The organism is Anaerosphaera aminiphila DSM 21120 (genome assembly GCF_900129925.1).
Classification (GTDB): Bacteria; Bacillota; Clostridia; order Tissierellales; family Peptoniphilaceae; genus Anaerosphaera; species Anaerosphaera aminiphila.
The window spans coordinates 29,542-51,164 of the sequence record NZ_FQXI01000009.1 but is presented as its reverse complement, the minus strand read 5'-3'; the positions used below and the strand labels follow the sequence as shown (position 1 = coordinate 51,164).

Annotated in this window: 19 protein-coding genes and 1 tRNA gene; 2 read left to right on the top strand and 18 right to left on the bottom strand. The window is 31.8% G+C overall.

The features are described from left to right. Position 1 precedes the first annotated feature (1 nt). Both pheT and pheS read right to left on the bottom strand, forming a co-directional pair. Positions 2–2,380 (bottom strand): phenylalanine--tRNA ligase subunit beta, encoded by a 2,379-nt coding sequence (pheT, locus tag BUB47_RS06660; protein ID WP_073184939.1) that lies wholly within the window; start codon positions 2,378–2,380, stop codon positions 2–4. A gap of 12 nt (positions 2,381–2,392) precedes the next feature. Next, positions 2,393–3,415, bottom strand: coding sequence for a phenylalanine--tRNA ligase subunit alpha (pheS, locus tag BUB47_RS06655; protein WP_073184938.1), 1,023 nt, complete (start codon positions 3,413–3,415; stop codon positions 2,393–2,395). 164 nt (positions 3,416–3,579) lie between these two features. Here pheS and BUB47_RS06650 point away from each other — a divergent pair. Together BUB47_RS06650 and BUB47_RS06645 are read left to right on the top strand one after the other, a co-directional pair. Further along, positions 3,580–3,653, top strand: a tRNA-Cys gene (locus BUB47_RS06650). A 63-nt stretch (positions 3,654–3,716) separates the two neighbouring features. Beyond that, on the top strand, positions 3,717–4,271 hold the full coding sequence (locus tag BUB47_RS06645; RefSeq protein ID WP_073184936.1) for a DUF6652 family protein: 555 nt from the start codon (positions 3,717–3,719) through the stop codon (positions 4,269–4,271). A 17-nt stretch (positions 4,272–4,288) separates the two neighbouring features. On the opposite strand, the gene BUB47_RS06640 is transcribed toward BUB47_RS06645, so the two are convergent. The 16 genes from BUB47_RS06640 to leuS form a co-directional block, all read right to left on the bottom strand. Beyond that, positions 4,289–4,918: a thiamine diphosphokinase gene (locus BUB47_RS06640; protein WP_073184934.1), complete on the bottom strand. Its 630-nt coding sequence runs from the start codon at positions 4,916–4,918 to the stop codon at positions 4,289–4,291. After that, complete coding sequence (rpe, locus tag BUB47_RS06635; protein ID WP_073184933.1) at positions 4,915–5,562, bottom strand: ribulose-phosphate 3-epimerase; 648 nt, start codon at positions 5,560–5,562, stop codon at positions 4,915–4,917. Before rpe ends, BUB47_RS06640 begins: the two co-directional genes overlap by 4 nt. Next, positions 5,562–6,419 carry a ribosome small subunit-dependent GTPase A gene (gene rsgA, locus BUB47_RS06630; protein WP_073184931.1) on the bottom strand — a complete coding sequence of 286 codons (858 nt, stop codon included), beginning with the start codon at positions 6,417–6,419 and terminating at the stop codon, positions 5,562–5,564. The genes rpe and rsgA overlap by 1 nt, the downstream gene beginning before the upstream one ends. Positions 6,420–6,427: 8 nt before the next feature. Next, a complete protein-coding gene (pknB, locus tag BUB47_RS06625; protein ID WP_073184929.1) occupies positions 6,428–8,407 on the bottom strand; it encodes a Stk1 family PASTA domain-containing Ser/Thr kinase in 1,980 nt (659 codons plus the stop codon). An 8-nt stretch (positions 8,408–8,415) separates the two neighbouring features. Continuing rightward, on the bottom strand, positions 8,416–9,135 hold the full coding sequence (locus BUB47_RS06620) for a Stp1/IreP family PP2C-type Ser/Thr phosphatase (protein WP_073184928.1): 720 nt from the start codon (positions 9,133–9,135) through the stop codon (positions 8,416–8,418). Beyond that, complete coding sequence (rlmN, locus tag BUB47_RS06615; RefSeq protein WP_073184926.1) at positions 9,110–10,162, bottom strand: dual-specificity RNA methyltransferase RlmN; 1,053 nt, start codon at positions 10,160–10,162, stop codon at positions 9,110–9,112. Before rlmN ends, BUB47_RS06620 begins: the two co-directional genes overlap by 26 nt. A gap of 4 nt (positions 10,163–10,166) precedes the next feature. Beyond that, complete coding sequence (gene rsmB, locus BUB47_RS06610) at positions 10,167–11,486, bottom strand: 16S rRNA (cytosine(967)-C(5))-methyltransferase RsmB (RefSeq protein WP_073184924.1); 1,320 nt, start codon at positions 11,484–11,486, stop codon at positions 10,167–10,169. 8 nt (positions 11,487–11,494) lie between these two features. Then, the gene (locus BUB47_RS06605; RefSeq protein WP_073184923.1) at positions 11,495–12,178 is read right to left on the bottom strand and encodes a zinc metallopeptidase; all 684 of its coding nucleotides are present in this window, start codon (positions 12,176–12,178) and stop codon (positions 11,495–11,497) included. 2 nt (positions 12,179–12,180) lie between these two features. Next, a complete protein-coding gene (gene fmt / locus BUB47_RS06600) occupies positions 12,181–13,107 on the bottom strand; it encodes a methionyl-tRNA formyltransferase (protein ID WP_073184921.1) in 927 nt (308 codons plus the stop codon). Then, complete coding sequence (def, locus tag BUB47_RS06595; protein ID WP_073184920.1) at positions 13,107–13,595, bottom strand: peptide deformylase; 489 nt, start codon at positions 13,593–13,595, stop codon at positions 13,107–13,109. Before def ends, fmt begins: the two co-directional genes overlap by 1 nt. A 10-nt stretch (positions 13,596–13,605) precedes the next feature. Then, complete coding sequence (gene priA / locus BUB47_RS06590) at positions 13,606–15,987, bottom strand: primosomal protein N' (protein WP_073184918.1); 2,382 nt, start codon at positions 15,985–15,987, stop codon at positions 13,606–13,608. A gap of 28 nt (positions 15,988–16,015) precedes the next feature. Further along, the gene (gene coaBC, locus BUB47_RS06585) at positions 16,016–17,218 is read right to left on the bottom strand and encodes a bifunctional phosphopantothenoylcysteine decarboxylase/phosphopantothenate--cysteine ligase CoaBC (RefSeq protein WP_073184916.1); all 1,203 of its coding nucleotides are present in this window, start codon (positions 17,216–17,218) and stop codon (positions 16,016–16,018) included. Beyond that, a complete protein-coding gene (gene rpoZ, locus BUB47_RS06580) occupies positions 17,211–17,540 on the bottom strand; it encodes a DNA-directed RNA polymerase subunit omega (protein WP_073184915.1) in 330 nt (109 codons plus the stop codon). Before rpoZ ends, coaBC begins: the two co-directional genes overlap by 8 nt. Continuing rightward, positions 17,537–18,157, bottom strand: a complete 621-nt coding sequence (gmk, locus tag BUB47_RS06575; RefSeq protein ID WP_073184913.1) for a guanylate kinase — start codon at positions 18,155–18,157, stop codon at positions 17,537–17,539. The genes rpoZ and gmk overlap by 4 nt, the downstream gene beginning before the upstream one ends. Positions 18,158–18,233: 76 nt before the next feature. Beyond that, on the bottom strand, positions 18,234–19,115 hold the full coding sequence (locus BUB47_RS06570) for a YicC/YloC family endoribonuclease (protein WP_073184904.1): 882 nt from the start codon (positions 19,113–19,115) through the stop codon (positions 18,234–18,236). 88 nt (positions 19,116–19,203) lie between these two features. Next, positions 19,204–21,615 (bottom strand): leucine--tRNA ligase, encoded by a 2,412-nt coding sequence (gene leuS, locus BUB47_RS06565; RefSeq protein WP_073184902.1) that lies wholly within the window; start codon positions 21,613–21,615, stop codon positions 19,204–19,206. Between the last annotated feature and the right edge of the window lie 8 nt (positions 21,616–21,623).

Genomic DNA, 21,623 nt, shown 5'->3' with positions numbered 1-21,623 from the left:
CCTATGATCTCAACTTTGCATTTAAACCTTTACTTAAATCCTCTACTACAGATTCAACAATATCATTTACTTCTTTATCCACTAGAGTTCTGTCACTTGCTCTAAATTCCATTGAAAATGCCAAGGATTTTTTGCCATCTTCAATTCCATCTCCTGTGTAGACATCAAATACACTAAATTCCTCTAGCAAATTTTTACCGTGTTTAGATACTATTTTTTCTACTTGTCCGGCATCTACATCTCTGTCAATTATTATAGCTAAATCCCTTTTAATACTAGGGTGTTTTACAAGTTCTTTAAATTTATAATTTTCAACACTGTAATCTAGTAATTTTTCAAAGTTAATTTCTGCAACATAACATTTCTTCTTTAACTCATAATTTTCTGCTACTACAGGGTGAACTTCTCCAAATACTCCAATTGAGTCGCCTTTATAAAATATCTCAGCTGATCTTCCAGGATGTAAATAAGATATTTCAGCTCTCTTATAGTCCAGTTTTTCCATACCTATAGTCCAAAGTGCCTTTTCAATAGTTTCCTTTAAATAGTAAAAGTCTCCTAAGTCATAAAAGCCCATTGCCAATTTAAAGTTTTCATCTGGTAGTTCTTCTTTCGGAATAAATGTATTTCCAAATTCAAATCCACCTACATTTTCATTACCTCTATGTTCATTTTTTGAAAGTACTTCCAACATATTTGATACTAGCGTTGTTCTCATTATACTAAACTCTTCGCCTAGAGGGTTTATAATTTTTACTACATTTCTAAGCGGCGAATTACTTTCCAGTTCAAGTTTATCAAAATTTGAAGGACTGACGAAAGAATAAGTCATAAATTCACTATATCCAAAGGACAGTAAAACTTTTTTAACTCTGTCTTCAAGTAATCTAATGTCCGGTTTTCCCCCAACAGTTAGAGCTCCTTCAAGTTCTTTTGGCTCAATATTGTGATATCCATAAATTCTGGCAACTTCTTCAATTAAATCTTCTTCTATTGAGATATCCAGTCTAAATGTGGGAATAGTTGCGATTATAGTATTTTCCTTAAGTGTAGTTTTTATTTCCAATCTATTTAGTAATTTCGCTATTTCTTCTATGGAAATATCTATTCCTATTAGTGAGTTACATTTTTCTACTCTCAAACTCACTTCTGTCTCATGTTTTACAATATTGTAGTTGTCAATTTCTCCAGCAACTACTTCACAGGCATTTATTTCTTCTGCCAATTGACAAACTCTGTTAACAGCTGTCTTTGCAATTGTAGGGTCCAATCCCTTTTCAAATCTGGAAGATGCCTCCGTTCTAATTTGAAGTCTCTTAGATGTCTTTCTAACACTTTCATCGTTAAAATTAGCACCTTCAAGTAAAACATTCTTAGTTGTAGATTTTATTTCTGAGTCAAATCCACCCATTACACCTGCAAGGCCTATTACATTTTCTCCATCAGTAATGACTACATCTTCACTTTTTAAAACTCTATCTACGTCATCTAATGTTTTAAGCTTTTCATTTTCCTCAGCTTGTCTTACAACTATTTTCTTAGACTTTAAATCATCTAAGTCATAGGCATGCAGTGGTTGACCGTATTCAAGCATTACAAAGTTTGTAAGGTCAACTATGTTGTTAATAGGTCTAACACCTGCTGAAACTAAGTAGTTTTGTAGCCATAGAGGTGAACTTTCAATTTTGACATCTTTTAAAACCCTTGCATAAAATCTATTACAATTTTTTGTATCTATTTCAACTTTATCAAAGTAATTAAATATGTCATCTACTTCATTTTTTATTTTTATTTCAGGTTCAATTAACTTCTTGTCAAAAGTTGCCGCTGTCTCTCTTGCCATTCCTATAATGCTAAGGCAATCTGATCTATTAGGAGTAATTTCCAGCTCAATAATTTCCTTATCCAAGTCTAAAGCTTCTATTGCGCTTTGTCCGATTTCTACATTGTCTGGAAATATAAAGATTCCGTCTCTTGCTTCTTTAGCTATTACAGAACTATTATATCCCAACTCTTCCAGAGAACAGAGCATTCCATTGGACTCAACTCCCCTTAATTTACCTCTTTTAATTTTTACTCCATTTGCCAAGTGAGAACCCACTACTGCAACTGGAACTACCGCCCCTTCAAATACATTTGGTGCACCTGTAACTATTTGAAGTGTTTCTGAGCCAATATTTACTTCACAAATTACAAGTTTGTCTGCATCAGGGTGTTTTTCTATTTTTTCTATTTTTCCAACTATTACTTTACTAAGTCCCTGTGACCTATCTTCAATTGACTCCACATGAGAACCTGTTGCTGTTATTTCATTGGCAATAGTTTTTACATCTTCATCTATATTTACATAATCTCTTAGCCATTTAATTGGTAATAACATTTTAAACCTCCATTAAAATTGATTTAAGAATCTAGCGTCGTTGTCAAATAACAATCTAATATCAGTAATTCCATATTTTACCATTGCTATTCTGTCAATTCCCATACCAAATGCAAATCCACTATATACTTCCGGATCTATTCCACAGTTTCTAAGTACATTTGGATGTACCATTCCACAGCCTAGAAGTTCCATGCTCCATCCTGTATTATTACAACTGCTGCATCCCTTTCCTCCACATACCATACAAGTTGCATCTACTTCTGCACTTGGCTCTGTAAATGGAAAATAGTGAGGTCTAAATCTGGTTTTAATTTCATCTCCAAAAAGTGATTTTACAACTATATTTAAAGTTTCAAATAAGTTTGCCAGCGATATATTTTTATCCACTATTAATCCCTCTAATTGATGAAACATAGGAGAATGGGTTGCATCTACTTCATCAGATCTAAAAACTCTTCCAGGACAAATCATTCTAAGAGGTGCTCCATGTTCTTTCATTGCACGAATTTGAACAGGTGAGGTCTGTGTTCTAAGAAGTGTTTTCTCATCAATATAAAAAGTGTCCGACAAATCTCTTGACGGATGGTTTTGCGGAGCATTTAATAGGTCAAAGTTATTTTCTACTGATTCAACTTCCGGTCCCTCATAAACTGTAAAGCCCATTCTAATAAATAAATCTTCTAACTCCTCTAAAGTTTTTTGAAGAGGGTGTTCATGACCGATTACTCTATTATTCTTTTTTAAAGTTATATCTATTCTCTCATCTTTTAATTGTTCATTAAGTAAAATATTTTTTAAATCCTTAGTTTTCTTCGCAATATTATCTTCTATTTCATTTCTAACTTCATTAGCCAAAGCGCCTACTATTGGTCTTTCTTCCTTGGAAAGTTTTCCCATTTCACGAAGAACCAAAGTCAGCTCTCCCTTTTTCCCCAAGTAAGCTACCCTAACATCTTCTACTTCTTTTAAATTTTCAGCACTATTTAATTTATCTATAGCTACATTTTTTATCTCTAAAAGTTTTCCTTCCATTGTGTCCTCCCTATTCTTTATAAATTTTATTATAGCATTTGAGCATTATATTATCAATGTTTGGGCTATTCTTATTAGTTTTTCAGCCATTTTATTGCCATTTTTTCTATTATTATTTCCACTTGATAAATTTTTTTGATTGTGTTATTATGTATTAGTCCTATGGCGACATAGCCAAGTGGTAAGGCACGGGTCTGCAACACCCTTATCACCAGTTCGAATCTGGTTGTCGCCTCCATTTAAAAAGCATTAACTAAAATAGTTAGTGCTTTTTTTATTATAATAATTAGAGGTGTCTATATTGAAAAAATTAAAATTTATACTTCCGATTTTTCACATACTATCCATTTACTTTCCCTATATTCTATACGCTCTTAATTACATTTTTAAAAATACATTTTCACATACTTCCATATCTATATTTTTAAATGAAAATTTACTTTCTATTTACGCAAGCCTGGTAATTATATCCCTAGTACTAAATTTTATAAGTACTATCTATATGTATTTTAACTTTAAAGAAGATACTAATTACTTTTTAAATACCGCACTTATTATGAAGGTTTTATCTGTTATAGCATTTATTCTCAACTTTGGTACATGGTTCTTTGCTACTTTATTTATAGCTCTCTTTACAGGCCCTCTGTCTTTGTTAGCTTTACCACTTGCAATAACATTTACATACATTATGATGTTGCCAAGTAGTTTTTACGGAATCGCAGCTATAAAAAATGTAAGAAATAAAAAATATATAAATAGCGCTGCCTTTTATATATTTTGTCAATTTTTATTTGTACTTGATGTACTATCTATAATTGTACTGTATATAAATGTCAAAAATAAAATTAAAAAGTGATACACCTTTGTATCACTTTAATCTATAGATTTAATTACAAATCCCTCTCCCCTGTGAACTGTTATTTCACAGCTATCCCCTTTTATTTCATTGCTTACACCTATTGCTGAACTTCTCTCTACAATAAGGTGATTCGTCTCATATTTAAGTCCAAAGGTAGAATATTCCAACTCACCAGTTACTGATAGTAAACTTATATAGCTATAGTTTTTTCTATAAAATTTATAAATTCCCTCTCTTACATAGTGAACTTCATTGTGATTATCTATAAGTCTTGCCCTTACTCTTCCAAATAATTTACTTAACAATAGCATACTGGCTAGCGTGTGGTCTAATCTGGTCCCTGTAGCTCCAAAAATTATTATCTCATCAACATTTTGTCTTAATAAAATTTCAAGGGCTGCTTCTGTATCTGTGAAGTCTTTTTCAGCAAGATACTTTTCAACTTTTATATTATTTTTACTTATATAATCTCTTCCCTCAGAGTCAATTGAATCAAAATCTCCAACTACAATATTGGGAATAATATTTAAGTTTACTAAATTTTTTATCCCACTGTCTGCACAAACTATAAAACTATCATCTATAAAATTATTAATAATATCTTCTCTTATTCTATTTCCACCGGCAAATAGCAAGCCTTTCATTTTAACAATTCCTTAAATTTAAAAATTTCCTCAGATGGATTTTCACTTCCAAAAATTGCCGAACCTGCAACTAATATGTCTGCCCCACTGTTAAAAACCTCTAGGGCATTATCTAGTTTAATTCCTCCATCTACCTCTATAAGACAGTTGCTTTTATTTTCTCTTATAATTTCTCTTGCCTTTTTTATTTTAGTAAGTGATGATTTAATAAAATTCTGTCCTCCAAATCCGGGATTGACACTCATAATTAAAAGTAAGTCTATATCTGATAAGGTATACTCCAATACATTTAAATTTTCTGCCGGATTTATGACAATTCCCGCCTTTACTCCAAAGCTCTTTATTAAATTTAATGTTCTGTTTAAATGTCTTGTAGAATCGGGATGTACTGTAATAATATTAGCGCCGGCCTTTACAAAATCCTCTATGTAATTTTCAGGATTTTCAATCATAAGGTGCACATCAAAATCAATAGTGGTCAGTTTCCTAAGTTGAGATACTATACTTGGTCCAAAGGAAATATTTGGCACATAGTTTCCGTCCATAATATCCACATGCACAAAATCAACGCCACCTTCGTTCATTATTTCAAAATCTCTTTTTATATTTGTAAAATCTGCTGATAAAATTGATGGTGAAATCACTAATATCTCTCCCTTTCCTTTAACTCATTGTATATTAAAACATAGTTATCATATCTGGTCTTAGGTAGTGCGCCCTCTTCCACTAACTTTCTAACATTACAATCCGGTTCATTTAAATGTCTGCAGTTATTAAACTTGCACTTAATAGACGGAATTGTAAACTCTCTAAAGTAATCTTTTAAATCCTCAGCTTTTAAACTCAAGTCCAAACTTGAAAATCCGGGAGTGTCAAATAAATATATTCCATCTTCTCCATTTAAAAGTTCCACATGTCTTGTAGTGTGCTTTCCTCTTCTTGTCTTCTCACTTACTGAGCCCACTTCTATATCTCTATTTAGTATTTGATTTACTATAGTTGATTTTCCTGCTGCTGAAACTCCACTTAGTGCTGTTGTTTTATTTTTTAAGTAGTCTTTTAATAAATCAAGTGTAAATGTGTACTTATAAGAAACCATAAAAGTTTTAAATCCGGCACTTCTATATATTTCAATTAAATTTCTGGCAGACTCTTCGTCTAAGTCATATTTATTAACTGCAATTAAAATATCTACTTTATTTTCATATTGGCAAATTAACCTATCTACTAAATTTAAATTGTACTTAGGGTCTTTTACGGGAATGACTATTAAAACTTGATCTACATTCGCAACTGCAGGACGAGTTAACATATTTTTTCTGGGATATATTTTTTCAATATATCCCAGTTTATTTTCTTCATATTTAAATTCTACTTCATCTCCAACGAGAGGTTTAATATCGTCATTTCGAAAATTTCCCCTTGCTCTTGTTTCATATACTTTTGAGTCATGGTTAACATAGTAAAATCCACCTGTTAGTTTTACAATTTTACCTCTCATTACTCCTCCTAATTTATTGTTTGAGTATCTTGTAAAATACCGTCTACATAAAGTTCAAATTTTTCTCCCTTATGAGCACCTTCTATTGGTATTTCTATAGGATTGTCTTCAGCAGATTTTTTATAGTTATAGAAGTCAATGGTACTTCCGTTTGTTAAAGTTCTCTTTACTAAAACTTGATGTCTTTCATCATCCTCTGGAACTCTAACGTTAAAGTTTCTTCCCTTACTAACTTCTTCACTGTCACTTTCCAAATCTCCACTATCTGGTTTCCCAGAGTTTATTATAAGGGTTATAGTGCTTCCCTCTTCAACTGTTCCCTTAGGTTCATAGTCTGCAACTTGTCCAGGATCCACTTTATTATTGTACTCTTCTTTTATTTTTACTACAAAGTCTTTGCCTTCTAAGGCACTTTTTGCTTCGTCTTTATCAAGACCTGTAGTATTTGGTACTTCAATTTCTTTTTTAACTTCTATTCCCTTTGAAACTGTAATAGTTATCTCTTTATTTTTAGATACTTTGTTTCCTGCTTCTGGGTCTTGACTTATAATTTTACCCTCTTCAACTTCATCGTCAAATTCATTTTTAATATTTGTAATCTTTAAGCCGTTTTCACTGGCTATTTTCTGAGCGCTTTCAAGAGTTTCTCCCACAAGTTTTGGCATATTTACTGCCTCAGGAAGTACGTTTACTACTACTTTTACTGTTGAGCCCTTTTCCACTTCAATGCCTTCTTTTGGTTCTTGCGAAATTATCTCTTCATCATTTTTATTTTCATTTTCATCAACACCTACTTGCTCAAATACTAATCCCAACGCATCTAATTTTGCCTTTGCCTCAGCTTTAGTGGTCCCTACAAGTGAAGGTACTGAAACTTTTTCCACTGCATCTTCATCTGCTTTGTTGTTAAAAACTTTCGGCACTACAAATGCCAGCAAGAAAAATATTAGCACAGCCGAAATTATTCCCAAGATTATTGGAAGTGATGAGCCCTTCTTTTTTTTCTTCTTAGGTTTTTTTTGTTCAACATTATCACTAGTGTCATCATCTCTCCTAATTACTTTCTTACTTCTTCCATTTGAACTGTTTTGAATTCTAGGATCTGACATTACTACAGTTTCTTGAGAAGATGTCTTTGTATAACTTGAACCTGCTGTTTTTCCCAATTGAACATTTTTAATATCTTTTATAAGAGCATTGACGTCAGGATATCTATCTTCTGGATTTTTCATTGTAAGTTTTAACACAATGCCGTCTACATCTGATGAAATATCTGAGTAGCTTTTAGACGGCAGAGGCATATCACTTTGAACTTGCATTAACGCCACTGATACAGGGTTTTCTGCATCAAAGGGTAGTTTACCCGTCAACATTTCATATAGAACTATTCCAAGAGAATAAATGTCCGACCTATTGTCTACTTTTGCTCCTCTTGCCTGCTCCGGTGAAAAGTAATGAACTGATCCCATTATTGCATTTGTAGCAGTAACTGTTGAATTGTCAGCCACTCTTGCTATTCCAAAATCAGTAACTTTTACTCTATCATCTTTTGTTACCATTATGTTTTGAGTTTTAATGTCCCTATGCACTATTCCCTTTGAATGAGCAGTCTTTAATGCCTCCGCAACTTGAACAGTATAGTTTAATGCTCGCTTTTCGTTTAGACGTCCCTCTTCATTTATTATTTCCTTTAGAGTTTTCCCGTCTATAAATTCCATTACAATATAATGTACTTTTTGAGATTCTATTTCTTCCGATCCAACATCATAGATACTAACTATATTGGGATGGGATATACTTGCCGCTGCAAGAGACTCTCTTTTAAATTTTCTAATAAAATTACTGTCATCTGTATATTCTGCTTTTAATATTTTTACTGCAACTATTCTATCAAGTTTCCGGTCATGAGCTTTATAAACATCACCCATGCCACCTGCGCCGATTTTTTCTAAAACTTCATATCTATTTCCTAAAACTTTCCCAATCATATGAACACCTACTCATTATCTATAATAATCAATGTAACATTGTCTATTCCGCCGTTTGATAGAGCTTCACCTATCAATTTTGTCTTGGATGATGCTAAATTATTTTCATTTAATATTTCAAAAATCTTCTGATTACTTACCATGTTTGTAAGTCCATCTGAACACAATAAATATTTTTTATCGCTTTCCAATGGAATTTTTTCCACTGTAACTCCTACAGTAGGAGATGTTCCCAATGCTCTTGTCAATACATTTTTCTTAGGATGGTTTAAAGCTTCTTCTTCACTTATTTCTCCTATTTGAATTAAGTAGTTTACAAATGAATCATCAACTGTAATTTGTTCTATTTTTTGTTTATCTACTACGTATATTCTACTGTCTCCAATATTTGCATAATATACAAAATCATTGAATATATACACTAGAGAAAGTGTAGTTCCCATCCCTCTAAAGTTTTCATCGTCAATTGACAATTGCAATATCTTGCTATTAGCTTCAGAAATTGCGCTTTCAATAGTCTCTATTAACTTATCTTCTGTATCTATAGACTCTCTTGAAAAATATTCAGATATGACATCTATAGCCATTTGACTAGCTGTTTCTCCAGCTAAATGTCCACCCATTCCATCTGCCAATATAAATAAATTTTTAATATCGCCTGGGATATAGTAGGAATCTTCATTATTGGTCCTCACACATCCTTTATTGGTTGCGGCTACAAACTCCACTGTTTCCACCTCTTTTATAATCTCGTCTCAATTGCCCACATGCTGCATTAATATCAGAACCTAATTCTCTTCTAATTGTAACATTTAAAAGAAGTCCTTCAAGTTTTTTCTTAAATATTTCAACTTCTCTGTGACTTGGTTTTTCTTCACTATACTCTTCTATTGGATTTAAGGGAATTAAATTTATATGAGAATTTAATCCTCTTAACACTTCTTTTAATTCTCGGGCATTTTTGTCTGAATCATTTTTTCCACTTATTAAAGTGTATTCAAATGTTATTCTATTTTTTGAATTTTCCGAATAATACTTACATGCCTCTACAACTTTTTCTATATTGTATTTTTTATTTATCGGCATTAAACTATCCCTACTCATATTATTAGTTGTATGAAGAGATATTGCAAGAGTTATTGGCAAATTTTCATCTACTAAGCTATAAATTTTATCTGCAATTCCACAAGTTGAAATTGTCATATTTCTATAGCTCATGTTCTTTCCCTTTTCATCATGTAATAATTTTAAAAATTTAATAACCTCATCATAGTTGTCAAGTGGCTCCCCACTTCCCATTAAAATTACATTTGATACAGTTATTCCATATTTTTTCTCAACTTCATAAACTTGCATTAACATTTCTGCTGCAGTTAAATTTCTTATTAGACCTTCTTTTGTGGAAGCGCAAAACACACATCCCATTCTGCATCCAACTTGAGTTGAAATACACTGAGAATATCCGTGTTTATAATTCATAAGCACCCCTTCAACTATGTTGGAGTCTTCTAATTCAAATAACAGCTTTTTCGTATCATCTTTTTTTGAACTAAATTCTTCTAATATTTTAACATCTTCAATTTTTTCATTTTCTTTTAATTCAATTTTTAATTTTTGAGGCAAGTTGCTATTTTCTATATCTGTCCTCTTTTGCAAATGTAAAAAATCAAAAATTTGTTTAGCTCTATACTTTTGTTCTCCATACTTATTTACTACTTCTTCTATTTCATTTAAATATAAGCCATTTAACCCCATTTAATCACCGTTTAATCTTCGCAATACTAAATCCATCAGTATTATCTGTTGATGGATACAACTTTGCAATGTCACTGTTATTTATTTTTTCAAGAGAAAATTCCTTATTTTCACTTAAAAATTCATAAATTACTTCTTCATTTTCTTCTCTAGTTAAGGTACAAGTGGAATATATAATAGCCCCACCTTTTTTTACATATTTTGATGCATTGTTTAAAATGTCCTTTTGGATTTCTTTTAAGCTTAAAACATCTGAATAACTTCTGTTCCACTTTATTTCAGGTTTTTTCCTATATAGTCCCAATCCTGAACAAGGTGCATCAACTAAGACGCTATCAAATTTTTCTTTAAAGTCCTCATTAAATACTTGTGCGTCATTTACTGCCGTTTTAATATTTTTTATCCCTAAGCGCTTAATGTTTTCGTTTATTTTAGAAATCTTTTTCTTAGATATGTCACAGGAAATTATCTCTCCCATGTTATCCATTAGCATTGCCATACTTGCCGACTTTCCTCCCGGAGCTGCACATAAGTCTAAAATTTTAAAATCTCTTTCAGGATTTAAGATTTCTGAAACTAAAATTGACGCCTCATCTTGAACATAAAAAAATCCTTTTTCAAATTCTTCAGTACTAAAAATATTGTCTGGATTTTCTACTATTATACCAAATTTAGAAAGGACTGTCTTTTTTAATATATAACCTTTTTCATTTAATTTTTCCATTAGCTCTTCTCTATTTACAAATAAGGTATTTACTCTTATTGTAAATGGCGGTTCAGTGTTGTTTGCAAGTAGTAAATCTTCTGTAAATTCTCGTCCCCTTTCTTTTAATACTGCATCTACATAAAATTGAGGATGAGAGTAATATATACTTAAATACTTGTTAATGTCAGAGTTTTTAAGCTCACTTAAGCCAAATTCATCTTTGACTATTTCATCTTTCTTCCTTAAAACAGATCGCAAAAGTCCATTTACAAATCCAACAGATCCCTTATTTCCATAGATATTTGCCAACTTTACACTTTCATTTATAATTGAGTAGTCAGGAACTCTGTCTAAGAAAAATATTTGATATATTCCCATTTCTAAAATAGTTAAAATTATCTTGTGAATTTTTTTGAATCTAACTTTTGAATTATTGTTAATTATATAATCTATTAGTGTTCTATTTTGTATAACACCTCTTGTTATATTTGAAATTAATTTATAATCTCTCTTATCAATATCTGAGTTCTGTAGTATTAAAAGTTCTTCTTTTAAAAAGGCACCTTTATAAAAGACATTGTCTATAATAAAAAGTGCCTTCTTCCTTATGTTTTTCATTGACTCTCCTAATCTCTTCTTCGATTTCCTAAAATCGCAAGTAATCTCAATAATTCTCCTATTGCCACTAATGTTGCAGCAACATAAGTTAACGCTGCAGCAGACAACACTTTTCTTGTCCCCTCCATTTTCTCAGGCTTTAAAATTGCATTTCCCAATTCAACCTCAGCTCTCTTACTTGCATTAAATTCTACAGGAAGTGTAACTATTTGAAATAAAACTGCAATTGCAAATAGTGCAACTCCAAGTTTCACAAAAAATATAGATGAAATTAACCCTATTACAATAAATACCATTGAAAGTCTTGAGCCAATGGAGGCCGCCGGAACTAGTATTCCTCTAATTTTAAGTGGAAAATAATCTGTGGCATCTTGAAGAGCATGACCTACTTCATGTGCTGCAATACTAAGTGAGGCAACACTGTTTCCATAGTAGACATCTCTAGATAAGTTTAAAGTTTTTTTAGATGGGTCATAGTTGTCTGATAGAGTTCCACTTGTTTCAAGTATGCTAATATTTGTAAGCCCGTTTCTATCCATTATTATCCTTGCTACTTCTGCACCTGTCAAACCTGTTTCACTGTCAACTTTTCGGTATTTCTCATAAGCCGACTTTATCTTTGCCTGAGCTATCATAGTTATTATCAAACCCGGCAATATATAGTATAAATACTGATATCCATATCCGTACATAATTAACCTCCCAGTATACTTCCAACTTCAAAACTGTTTCCGGCTAAATACTCCTCAATGTTCATAATTCTCTTTCCCGGAAACTGTACTTCCAGTATTTCTATTGCTCCATCAAGAGTTTTAACTATTAAATTCTTATTACTTTCAATAATTTCTCCCGGTACTGCACTTGTATTATCTTCTATTTGAGTTGCTCTTAATATTTTAAATCTCTCTGTCTTATAGACAGTTGAAGCTGCCGGTTTTTTATAAAGACCTCTCACAAGATTTATAATTTCACCACTTTTCATTGTATTAAAGTCTATATATCCCGTGAACTTGTCAATTTTTTCCGCATAAGTTGCCAATGTGCTATCTTGCTTTTGAAAAGTAATTTCTCCACTTTCAAGTTCTTCTATAAATTTTACTATTAACTTTGAGCCCAGTTTTGAAATTTCTATTTCCAGTTCTTCTGCATTTAAATTTGGAATTTCTATTTCCTCACAAAGAGCTACATCTCCTGTATCAAGTCCTCTTTCCATTTTCATTATACTTACACCAGAAATCTTGTCTCCCTGTATTATAGCTCTATTTATAGGAGCAGCTCCCCTTAATTTTGGAAGTATTGATGCATGAATATTAATTGGATATAACTTTGGAATTTTTAATACTTCTTCTTTTAAAATTTGTCCATAAGCTATAACTACAAATAAATCTGCATCTTTACTTTTTAAAAACTTCACAGATTCCTCTGAGTTAATATTTTCAGGCTGATAGACTTCAAGACCAAGTTCAATTGCCTTTTCCTTTACCGGTGGTGGAAGTAATTTTTTCCCCCTGCCTTTTTTTCTATCTTGCATAGTTACTACAAGTTCTACGTCGTAGCTTTCACTTAGGGTTTCCAGAACCGGCACAGCTATTTCCGGCGTGCCCATAAATATAATCTTCACTATATTTGCTCCTCTTCGTCCTCTGAATCTTCTGTTATTTCATACATCTCGTCTGCAATGTCAGAGTATAAAATACCGTTTAAGTGATCTATTTCATGTTGTAATATCCTTGCTAGATATTCAACTGCTTGAATTTCTTTCTCTTCACCATTTATATCTATATATTTTACTTTTACTTCATTAGCTCTTTTAACTTTCCCCTGCTTATTTGGCAGCGATAGGCAACCTTCGTTTCCCAGTTGAGTTCCTTCACTACAAATAATTTCAGGATTAATTAATGCAAATCTGGTTCCATCTCTATCGTCAACTGTTATTACTCTTCTAAGTGTTCCAACTTGTGGTGCTGCAAGACCAACTCCATCTGCATAGTCCATGGTTTCATACATGTCTTCAATTAAAACTTTAATTCTATCATCTATTTTTGAAACTTCTCTTGATTTTTTTCTTAAAATTGGATCGTTATCAATTCTTATTACTCTTTTTGCCATATTTCCTCCTCTAGACAAACTCTACATCTACATATATATTACTTTTATTTATTTCTTTCCTATTTTTTATTAATACCCCTTTTATTATATCAGTTAACTTATCAATAAAATTTGGATCAACTTTTAATGTAAATTTATACTTGTATATATTTTTTATTCTAGGTGTCTGTATTAATCGTGTATATTCAACTTTAAAACCTGAAATTTCTCTCCCGATTTCAAATAAAACTCTATTTGCCAAATTTTCAATTTTGCTATTATCTTCTGAAGAAAAATATATGTTTACTAATTTTGAAAATGGAGGGTAGTTAAATTCTCTTCTAACTTCCAACTCTCTCTTATAAAAATTTAAATAGTCTGCATTACTGGCATATATTATACTGTAGTTTTCAGGATTGTAGCTTTGTATTACCACGTCTCCACCCCTACTTGAGCGTCCTGCCCTTCCTGAAACTTGAGTTAATAAGTCAAAAGTTGTTTCATTTGCCCTATAGTCTGATATATAAAGGGACAAATCTGCAGCTATTACACCAACTAGCGTAACATTTTCAAAATCCAATCCCTTAGCCAACATTTGTGTGCCTATTAGTACATCTACTTCTCTATCTTTAACTCTTTTATAAATTTCATCATAACTTTTTTTCTTCACAGTTGTATCTTTGTCCATTCTGAGAACTTTTGCATTTGGAAATATTTTTTTAACTTCTTCTTCCACTTTTTGAGTTCCAACTCCAAATTGTTTAATAAATTTACTTCCACACTCAGGACATCTAGTAACCATCTTTTTAGTCGAACCACAGTAGTGACATCTAAGCATATTTGTATTTTTATGGTAAGTCATAGAAATATCACAGTTATCACATTTTATAACATGTCCACAAGCTCTGCAAGATACAAAGTTTGAAAATCCTCTCCTGTTTAAAAACAATATAATTTGTTCTCGTCTCTCAAGTTTTTCAGATATCAATCCTCGAAGAGATTCACTGAATATGGATGTATTTCCCTTTATTAGCTCATTTCTCATATCTACAATTTGAACATTTGGAAGTTTAGCTCCAATAACAGCTCTCTTTTTTAACTCAAATAAGTCATATTCTCCCTCTTGTGCTCTATAATAGCTATTAATATCCGGAGTTGCACTTCCCAATACTACTTTTCCACTTTCCATTTCCATTCTCTTTTTGGCAACTTCAATGGTGTCATATCTAAGTGCATTGTGAAATTTATAAGAGCTATCGTGTTCTTCATCAATTATTATGAGTTTTAAATTGTCAAAGGGTGCAAACACCGCAGACCTTGCACCTACAACTACACTTACTTCGCCATTTTTAACTTTTTGCCACTGATCATATCTCTCGCCTTGCGAAAGTTTTGAATGTAAGACTGAAACACTTTCCCCAAATCTCCCCTTAAATCTATCTATCATCTGTGGAGTTAAACCTATTTCCGGAACTAAAACTATTACCTGTTCATTTTTCCTAATGGCTTCTTCGGCAAGTTTTAAATATACCTCCGTCTTTCCACTACCCGTTAGACCATGGAGTAAACTCACTTTTTTATTGCTATTTAAAATTCCCCTAAAGGCCTTTACCTGTTCTTCATTTAGTACATTTATTTTAAACTCATCTACATTTTCATAGGGATTTCTCTCTATTTCCTTGTCTATAGTTTCTATTAAATTTTTATTTTCCAAAGTCTTAACCGGTGAATCAGATATCTTTAAATTTTGTAATAGCTCTGACTTTAAAACAGTGCCCTTCTTTTGAAGATATTCTATTACTATTAGCTGCTTTTCAGAGAGCTTTATTTTACTTTCTGACATGGTGTTTAAATAGTCTTTTCTTAATTTAATTGCCTTTTGCGACTTTGTTCCGCCCACTGTATCAACTTTAAAGCTAATAGTTAAAACCTCTTCTCTAATAAGTTTTTTTACTATTAACTTAAAGTTTTCATTACTATCTACAAATTTTAAATTATATTTATTTTTTACAAGTTCTTCGGCAAATTCAACTTCAGAATCTAAAAAAGTATAATCAGACTTTATATTTGCAATTCTCTGAATCGTTTTTATATCACCTGGTGGAAGTAATGGAGCAAAACTTTGATTGTATTTTGTTAAATACTTATTTTTCATCCAAAAACCAAGCTCTATTAAATCCTCATCTATTATAGGCTTGTAGTCTAGAACTTCTATTATTTCTTTAATTTTATATTCAGATTTTTTTTCTCTTTCTATGGACAACACGATTCCTATTTTATTTCTATTGCCCTTTCCAAAGGGAACTTGAACTCTCATGCCCACTTCTACATCCACTTCGTCATGTGCCATATATGTATAGAGGTCATCAATTCGGGATATGTTGTTTTGAATAAATACATTTAAATATTTCATAAAATCCACCCATTAAAAAAGCAAGATATTATCTTGCTTTTAGTAACTTTCCAATTTTGTTTAATATTTCATTAGCTAAATCTTTTTTGCTCATAGTTCCCAAGGATTCAACATTTTCGTCTTTGTCAATAATGCTTACGATATTAGTATCCGACTTAAATCCTGCACCTTTTTGTTTTATGTTATTTACTACTATCAAATCAAGATTTTTAGATTTAAGCTTGGATTTTCCATACTTAATTTCATCGCTACTCTCTGCCGCAAATCCAACTATTATTTGATCTTTTTTTAAACTTCCAAAGTGTTTTGCTATATCTATATTTTGTTTAAGTTCTAAGCAATTTAAATTACTTTCACCTGTTTTTTTTATCTTTTCGTCAGAGTAATATTTTGGACTGTAGTCTGCCGGTGCCGCTGCTTTTATTAACACATCACAGTTGTCAAAACTTTCTTCAACAGCATTGTACATATCCTGCGTACTTTTTATTCTAATAAACTCATCTACAAATGGCGGTTCAATAGATGTTGGTCCTGATATAAGAGTTACAAAAGCTCCTCTTTTTTTAGCTTCACCTGCTATTGCATATCCCATTTTCCCACTTGAATGGTTAGTAAGATATCTAACCGGATCTATTTCTTCAATAGTTGGTCCGCTCGTAACAACTACTCTCTTTCCAATAAGGTCTTTTTCTGTAAGTTCAAAGTCCACAATTTTTACTAATTCCTCAGGTTCTAGCATTTTACCTTCACCTATGTCATTACAAGCTAATAAATCTCTCTGGGTGTCTAAAACGACTACACCTTGGTTTTTAAGCTTTTTTATATTTTCTTGATTGTTAGTATTGTTTAACATATAAGTATTCATTGCCGGGGCTAAAATCACCTTAGACCTACTTGCCATAAGTACAGTAGTAAGTAAGTTATCACAAATACCATTTGCAATTTTTCCAATTGTATTAGCTGTACATGGAGCAACTAAAATTACATCTGCCCACTTTGCCAAAGAAACATGTTCCACGTCCATATTCATAAGTTGATCAAACATCTCTATGTGAACTTCGTTATTTGACATAGTTTGAAAAGTTAAAGGCGTTACAAATTCGCAAGCAGCTTTTGTCATTACGACTTTTACATTAGCTCCTTGCTTCTTTAACAAACTAACTATAGATGCAGATTTATAGGCAGCTATTCCACCTGTAACTCCCAATAAAATATTCTTATCTTTAAGCATTTTCCCCTTCACTTCCAATGAAATCATCTGCATTAGATTTTTCTGTTAGTTCTTTTAATTTTTCTTCTCTTATAATTTCAAGCTTGCTATTTTTTTCAAGTTCTATTTTTTTTGCATATTCTTTATCAGTCATAGATTTTCCAAATATAATATCTTTATCTAAAACTTCTTCAATAGCTATAGTTACAGGATTGTGATTATTAGTTTCCACAAGAGGCTCAGCGCCATCAACTATTTTTCTCGCTCTCTTTGCTGTTAAAATAACTAGTCCATATCTATCATCTGTAACTTCTTTTATTTCACTAAATGATGGTATTATCATAATTCTTCACCCTTCTCAGCCATTATTTCTTTTTTAATATCCTTGTGTCTCTTCACTCTAAGTTTTTCTGCTGCAATAATATTTTCAATATCTGCAACAGCATCATCTACAGTGTTATTTACTACAAAGTAATCATATTCGCCTACAAAATCAAGTTCTTTAAAAGCATTTCTAAATCTGGTGTTTATTTCTTCTTCGCTTTCAGTATCCCTCTTAATGAGTCTAAATTTAAGTTCGTCCATTGTTGGAGGAAGTAAAAATATAAAAACAGCTTCTTTATATTTTTCTTTAATCTGTAAAGCTCCCTGAACATCAATTTCTAAAAATACTATTTCACCTTTTTCTATTTCATCAAATACAAACTTCTTTGGTGTTCCATAGTAATTAGTGTGAACAAATGCATATTCCAAAAGTTCATCTTCTTCTACCATTTGTTCAAAATCTTCTATTGTTGTAAAAAAATAATTTTCTCCATTTACCTCTCCGGGCCTTGGCGTTCTTGTGGTGACAGATGTTGAAAAAATAATGTTGTCATTCTTGGCCATTAATTTTTCACTGACTGTTCCCTTGCCACTCCCTGAAGGTCCTGATAATACTAATAAAAAACCTGCTGACAAATAAGGTTCCCTCCCATATAGTTAATTATATAATTTTATATAATTTAAATTTTTTAATTAATACTGCTACTTAGTACTACTCAATATTTTGAATTTGTTCTCTGATTTTTTCTATTTCAGATTTTAAATTCACTACAGAGTTTAATATTGTAATATCTGTAGTTTTGGAACCTATTGTGTTTACCTCTCTATTGAGTTCTTGAATTAAAAAATCCAACTTTCTGCCAATAGCTCCGTCTAAATTTATTATATCACTAAATTGCTCTAAATGAAGCTTGATTCTGGTAATCTCTTCGTCTATTGAAAGTTTGTCGCTCATTATGGCAACTTCTGTGCTAAGACGGGATATATCCAGCTTATCTACTTCTACGTTTTGTTCTATTGTATCTTTGAGCTTTTTAATGTTTTCTTCCAAAGTAAGTGGTGCTCTTTCTTTTATTACTTCCATTATTTCACAAATATTTTTTATTTTTTCAGAAAAATCTTTTTTTAAATTTTCGCCTTCTATACTTCTCATATTTAAAAAGTTATCAAGAGCTTGATTCAGTGCTTTTTCTATTAATAAAAAATATTCATCTACATTTTCTTCTCCACTTTGATTAACTAAAACTCCCTGCATTGAATAAATATCTTTTAAGGAAATTTTCCCATTTAAGTTTAATTGTTCATTTAACTTTGTTAGAGCATTGTAGTACTCTTCCGCTAGAGCTGTATTTACAATTATATTTACATTAGTGGAATTTATATAGTCAATGTTTATAAATACATCAACTTTTCCTCTGTTTACTTTGCTCTTGATAATTCTCTTAATCTTATCTTCAAGTGATATTAAGTTTCTAGGTAGTCTTATAGCTATGTCACAATATCTGTTGTTTACAGATTTCATTTCAATTTTAATGCTCATTTCATCATTTGAATAAACACCCATTCCATAGCCTGTCATGCTGTGCACATTCATCACCTCATTTTCATGTTATTATACTTTATTTTTATAATATAATCTATAGAAAAGTTAGAAAAGTAAAGAGAATCAAATTTGACTCTCTTTACTTTATTACTATATTATATATTTTTCCTGGAACAAATACTTCTTTAACTATTGTCTTGTCCTTAATGTGAGATAGATAATTTTCATTTTCACTTGCAATTTTTTGCACTTCTTCTTTTGAAGCATCTCTGGAAACTTTAATAGTATATCTAACTTTACCATTAAACTGAACCGGCAACTCTACAATATCATCTATAGTTTTGCTCTCATCATACTTAGGCCAAGACTGTTCATTTAAATATCCACCTAATTTGTTGGCTTCCCATATCTCTTCAGTAATGTGAGGAGCTACAGGATTTAATAGCATCAAGTAAGTTCTCAAATCAGCTTCTGTTATTTTTCCATAGTCGTTAAACTCATTTAATAAGCTCATCAACGCTGCAATAGCTGTATTTGCTTTAAGATTTTCATAGTCAGAAGATACTTTTTTTATTGTCTTGTGTATACTTGACTCCAAGTCTTTTGTGTAGTTTTCTCCTTCAATTAATATGCTTTGTAAATTCCACACTCTTTCAAGATATCTTCTACATCCCTTAACGCCTTTTTCACTCCACGGTGCATTTTTTTCAAAATCTCCCACAAACATTTCATATGCTCTAAGAGTGTCTGCTCCGTAAGCCTCAACTATATCGTCAGGATTTATTACATTTCCTCTGGATTTACTCATTTTTTCATTGTTGCTTCCAAGAATCATTCCATGAGATGTTCTCTTTTGGTATGGTTCCTTAGTTGGAACTACTCCTATGTCATATAGGAATTTATGCCAAAATCTGGAGTATAGTAAGTGCAGTGTAGTGTGTTCCATTCCGCCATTATACCAATCTACTGGCATCCAGTAGTCAAGAGCTTCTTTACTTGCCAAAGCTTTGTCATTGTGTGGATCTGTATATCTTAAGAAGTACCAAGAGCTCCCTGCCCACTGAGGCATAGTATCTGTCTCTCTCTTCGCAGGTTTCCCACAATGTGGACAGGTAGTATTTACCCAAGAAGTTATTTTTGAAAGTGGACTCTCACCGTCATCTGTAGGCTCGTAGTTGTCAACTTCAGGAAGTACAACTGGAAGTTCGTCTTCCGGTACCGGAACCCATCCGCAGTCATCACAGTGTATTAGAGGTATTGGCTCTCCCCAATATCTCTGTCTTGAAAATACCCAGTCTCTTAATTTAAAGTTAACTTTTTTATATCCTAAATTGTTTTTTTCTAGATATTCTATAGTTTTTTCTATGGCTTCTTTTACTTGCAAACCATTTAAAAATCCAGAATTTATCATTATCCCACTGTCTGTATCAGTGTAAGCTTCTTTAGATATATCTCCGCCTTCTATTACAGGTACAATTTCTAAGTTGAATTTCTTTGCAAATTCATAATCTCTTTCATCATGAGCCGGAACTGCCATTATTGCACCTGTTCCATAAGTCATTAGCACATAGTCTGAAATCCAAATTGGGATTTCTCTATTTGTCAAAGGATTAATTGCCTTTATTCCCTTTATTTCAACACCTGTTTTATTGTGAACTAATTCAGTTCTCTCAAAGTCGGATTTTTTAGAACTCTCATCTCTATAACTTAATATTTCATCTAAATTAGTAATTCTATCAGTATTATTTTCAATAAGTGAATGCTCTGGAGCAATTACCATATAGGTTGCACCAAATACAGTATCCGGTCTAGTTGTATAAACCTCAAGATATTCGCTGCTATTTACAATGTTAAATTTAATTTCTGCCCCTTCACTTCTTCCAATCCAGTTTTTTTGTTGTGTCTTTACTCTTTCAATATAGTCTACATCATCAAGATCGTCTATTAGCCTTTGAGCATACTCAGTTATTTTTAACATCCACTGACTTTTTACTTTTCTAATTACTTCAGTTCCACATCTTTCACATTTGCCATTAATTACTTCTTCGTTGGAAAGTCCAACTTTACATGATGGACACCAATTTATTGGCATTTCTGTCTTATATGCCAAGCCGTGTTTGTATAATTGTAAGAAAATCCACTGAGTCCACTTATAGTACTCAGGATCTGTAGTATTTATCTCTCTGGACCAGTCAAAAGAAAATCCTATAGACTTTAACTGCTCTTTAAATCTCTTTATATTTTGCTCTGTAACTTTTGCAGGGTGAATTTTATTTTGAATTGCAAAGTTTTCAGTAGGCAGTCCAAATGCGTCCCATCCCATTGGATAGAGTACATTATATCCCTCATATCTTCTCTTCCTTGCAACTATATCAAGTGCCGTATAAGGTCTAGGATGACCTACGTGAAGTCCCTGTCCTGATGGGTAGGGAAATTCTACTAATGCATAAAATTTTTCCTTGTCGTATTCATTTTTACTAACATAAGTTTCATGTTCATCCCAAAAATTTTGCCACTTTTTTTCTATTTTATTTGGATTATAACTATTCATAAATCTCT

What these genes read in the sequence shown, in the direction of transcription:
- pheT (WP_073184939.1), bottom strand. Translation starts at nt 2,380, where the DNA reads ATGTTATTACCAATTAAATGGCTAAGAGATTATGTAAATATAGATGAA.
- pheS (WP_073184938.1), bottom strand. Translation starts at nt 3,415, where the DNA reads ATGGAAGGAAAACTTTTAGAGATAAAAAATGTAGCTATAGATAAATTA.
- BUB47_RS06640 (WP_073184934.1), bottom strand. Translation starts at nt 4,918, where the DNA reads ATGAAAGGCTTGCTATTTGCCGGTGGAAATAGAATAAGAGAAGATATT.
- rsgA (WP_073184931.1), bottom strand. Translation starts at nt 6,419, where the DNA reads ATGAGAGGTAAAATTGTAAAACTAACAGGTGGATTTTACTATGTTAAC.
- pknB (WP_073184929.1), bottom strand. Translation starts at nt 8,407, where the DNA reads ATGATTGGGAAAGTTTTAGGAAATAGATATGAAGTTTTAGAAAAAATC.
- rlmN (WP_073184926.1), bottom strand. Translation starts at nt 10,162, where the DNA reads ATGGGGTTAAATGGCTTATATTTAAATGAAATAGAAGAAGTAGTAAAT.
- rsmB (WP_073184924.1), bottom strand. Translation starts at nt 11,486, where the DNA reads ATGAAAAACATAAGGAAGAAGGCACTTTTTATTATAGACAATGTCTTT.
- BUB47_RS06605 (WP_073184923.1), bottom strand. Translation starts at nt 12,178, where the DNA reads ATGTACGGATATGGATATCAGTATTTATACTATATATTGCCGGGTTTG.
- def (WP_073184920.1), bottom strand. Translation starts at nt 13,595, where the DNA reads ATGGCAAAAAGAGTAATAAGAATTGATAACGATCCAATTTTAAGAAAA.
- priA (WP_073184918.1), bottom strand. Translation starts at nt 15,987, where the DNA reads ATGAAATATTTAAATGTATTTATTCAAAACAACATATCCCGAATTGAT.
- coaBC (WP_073184916.1), bottom strand. Translation starts at nt 17,218, where the DNA reads ATGCTTAAAGATAAGAATATTTTATTGGGAGTTACAGGTGGAATAGCT.
- rpoZ (WP_073184915.1), bottom strand. Translation starts at nt 17,540, where the DNA reads ATGATAATACCATCATTTAGTGAAATAAAAGAAGTTACAGATGATAGA.
- BUB47_RS06570 (WP_073184904.1), bottom strand. Translation starts at nt 19,115, where the DNA reads ATGAATGTGCACAGCATGACAGGCTATGGAATGGGTGTTTATTCAAAT.
- leuS (WP_073184902.1), bottom strand. Translation starts at nt 21,615, where the DNA reads ATGAATAGTTATAATCCAAATAAAATAGAAAAAAAGTGGCAAAATTTT.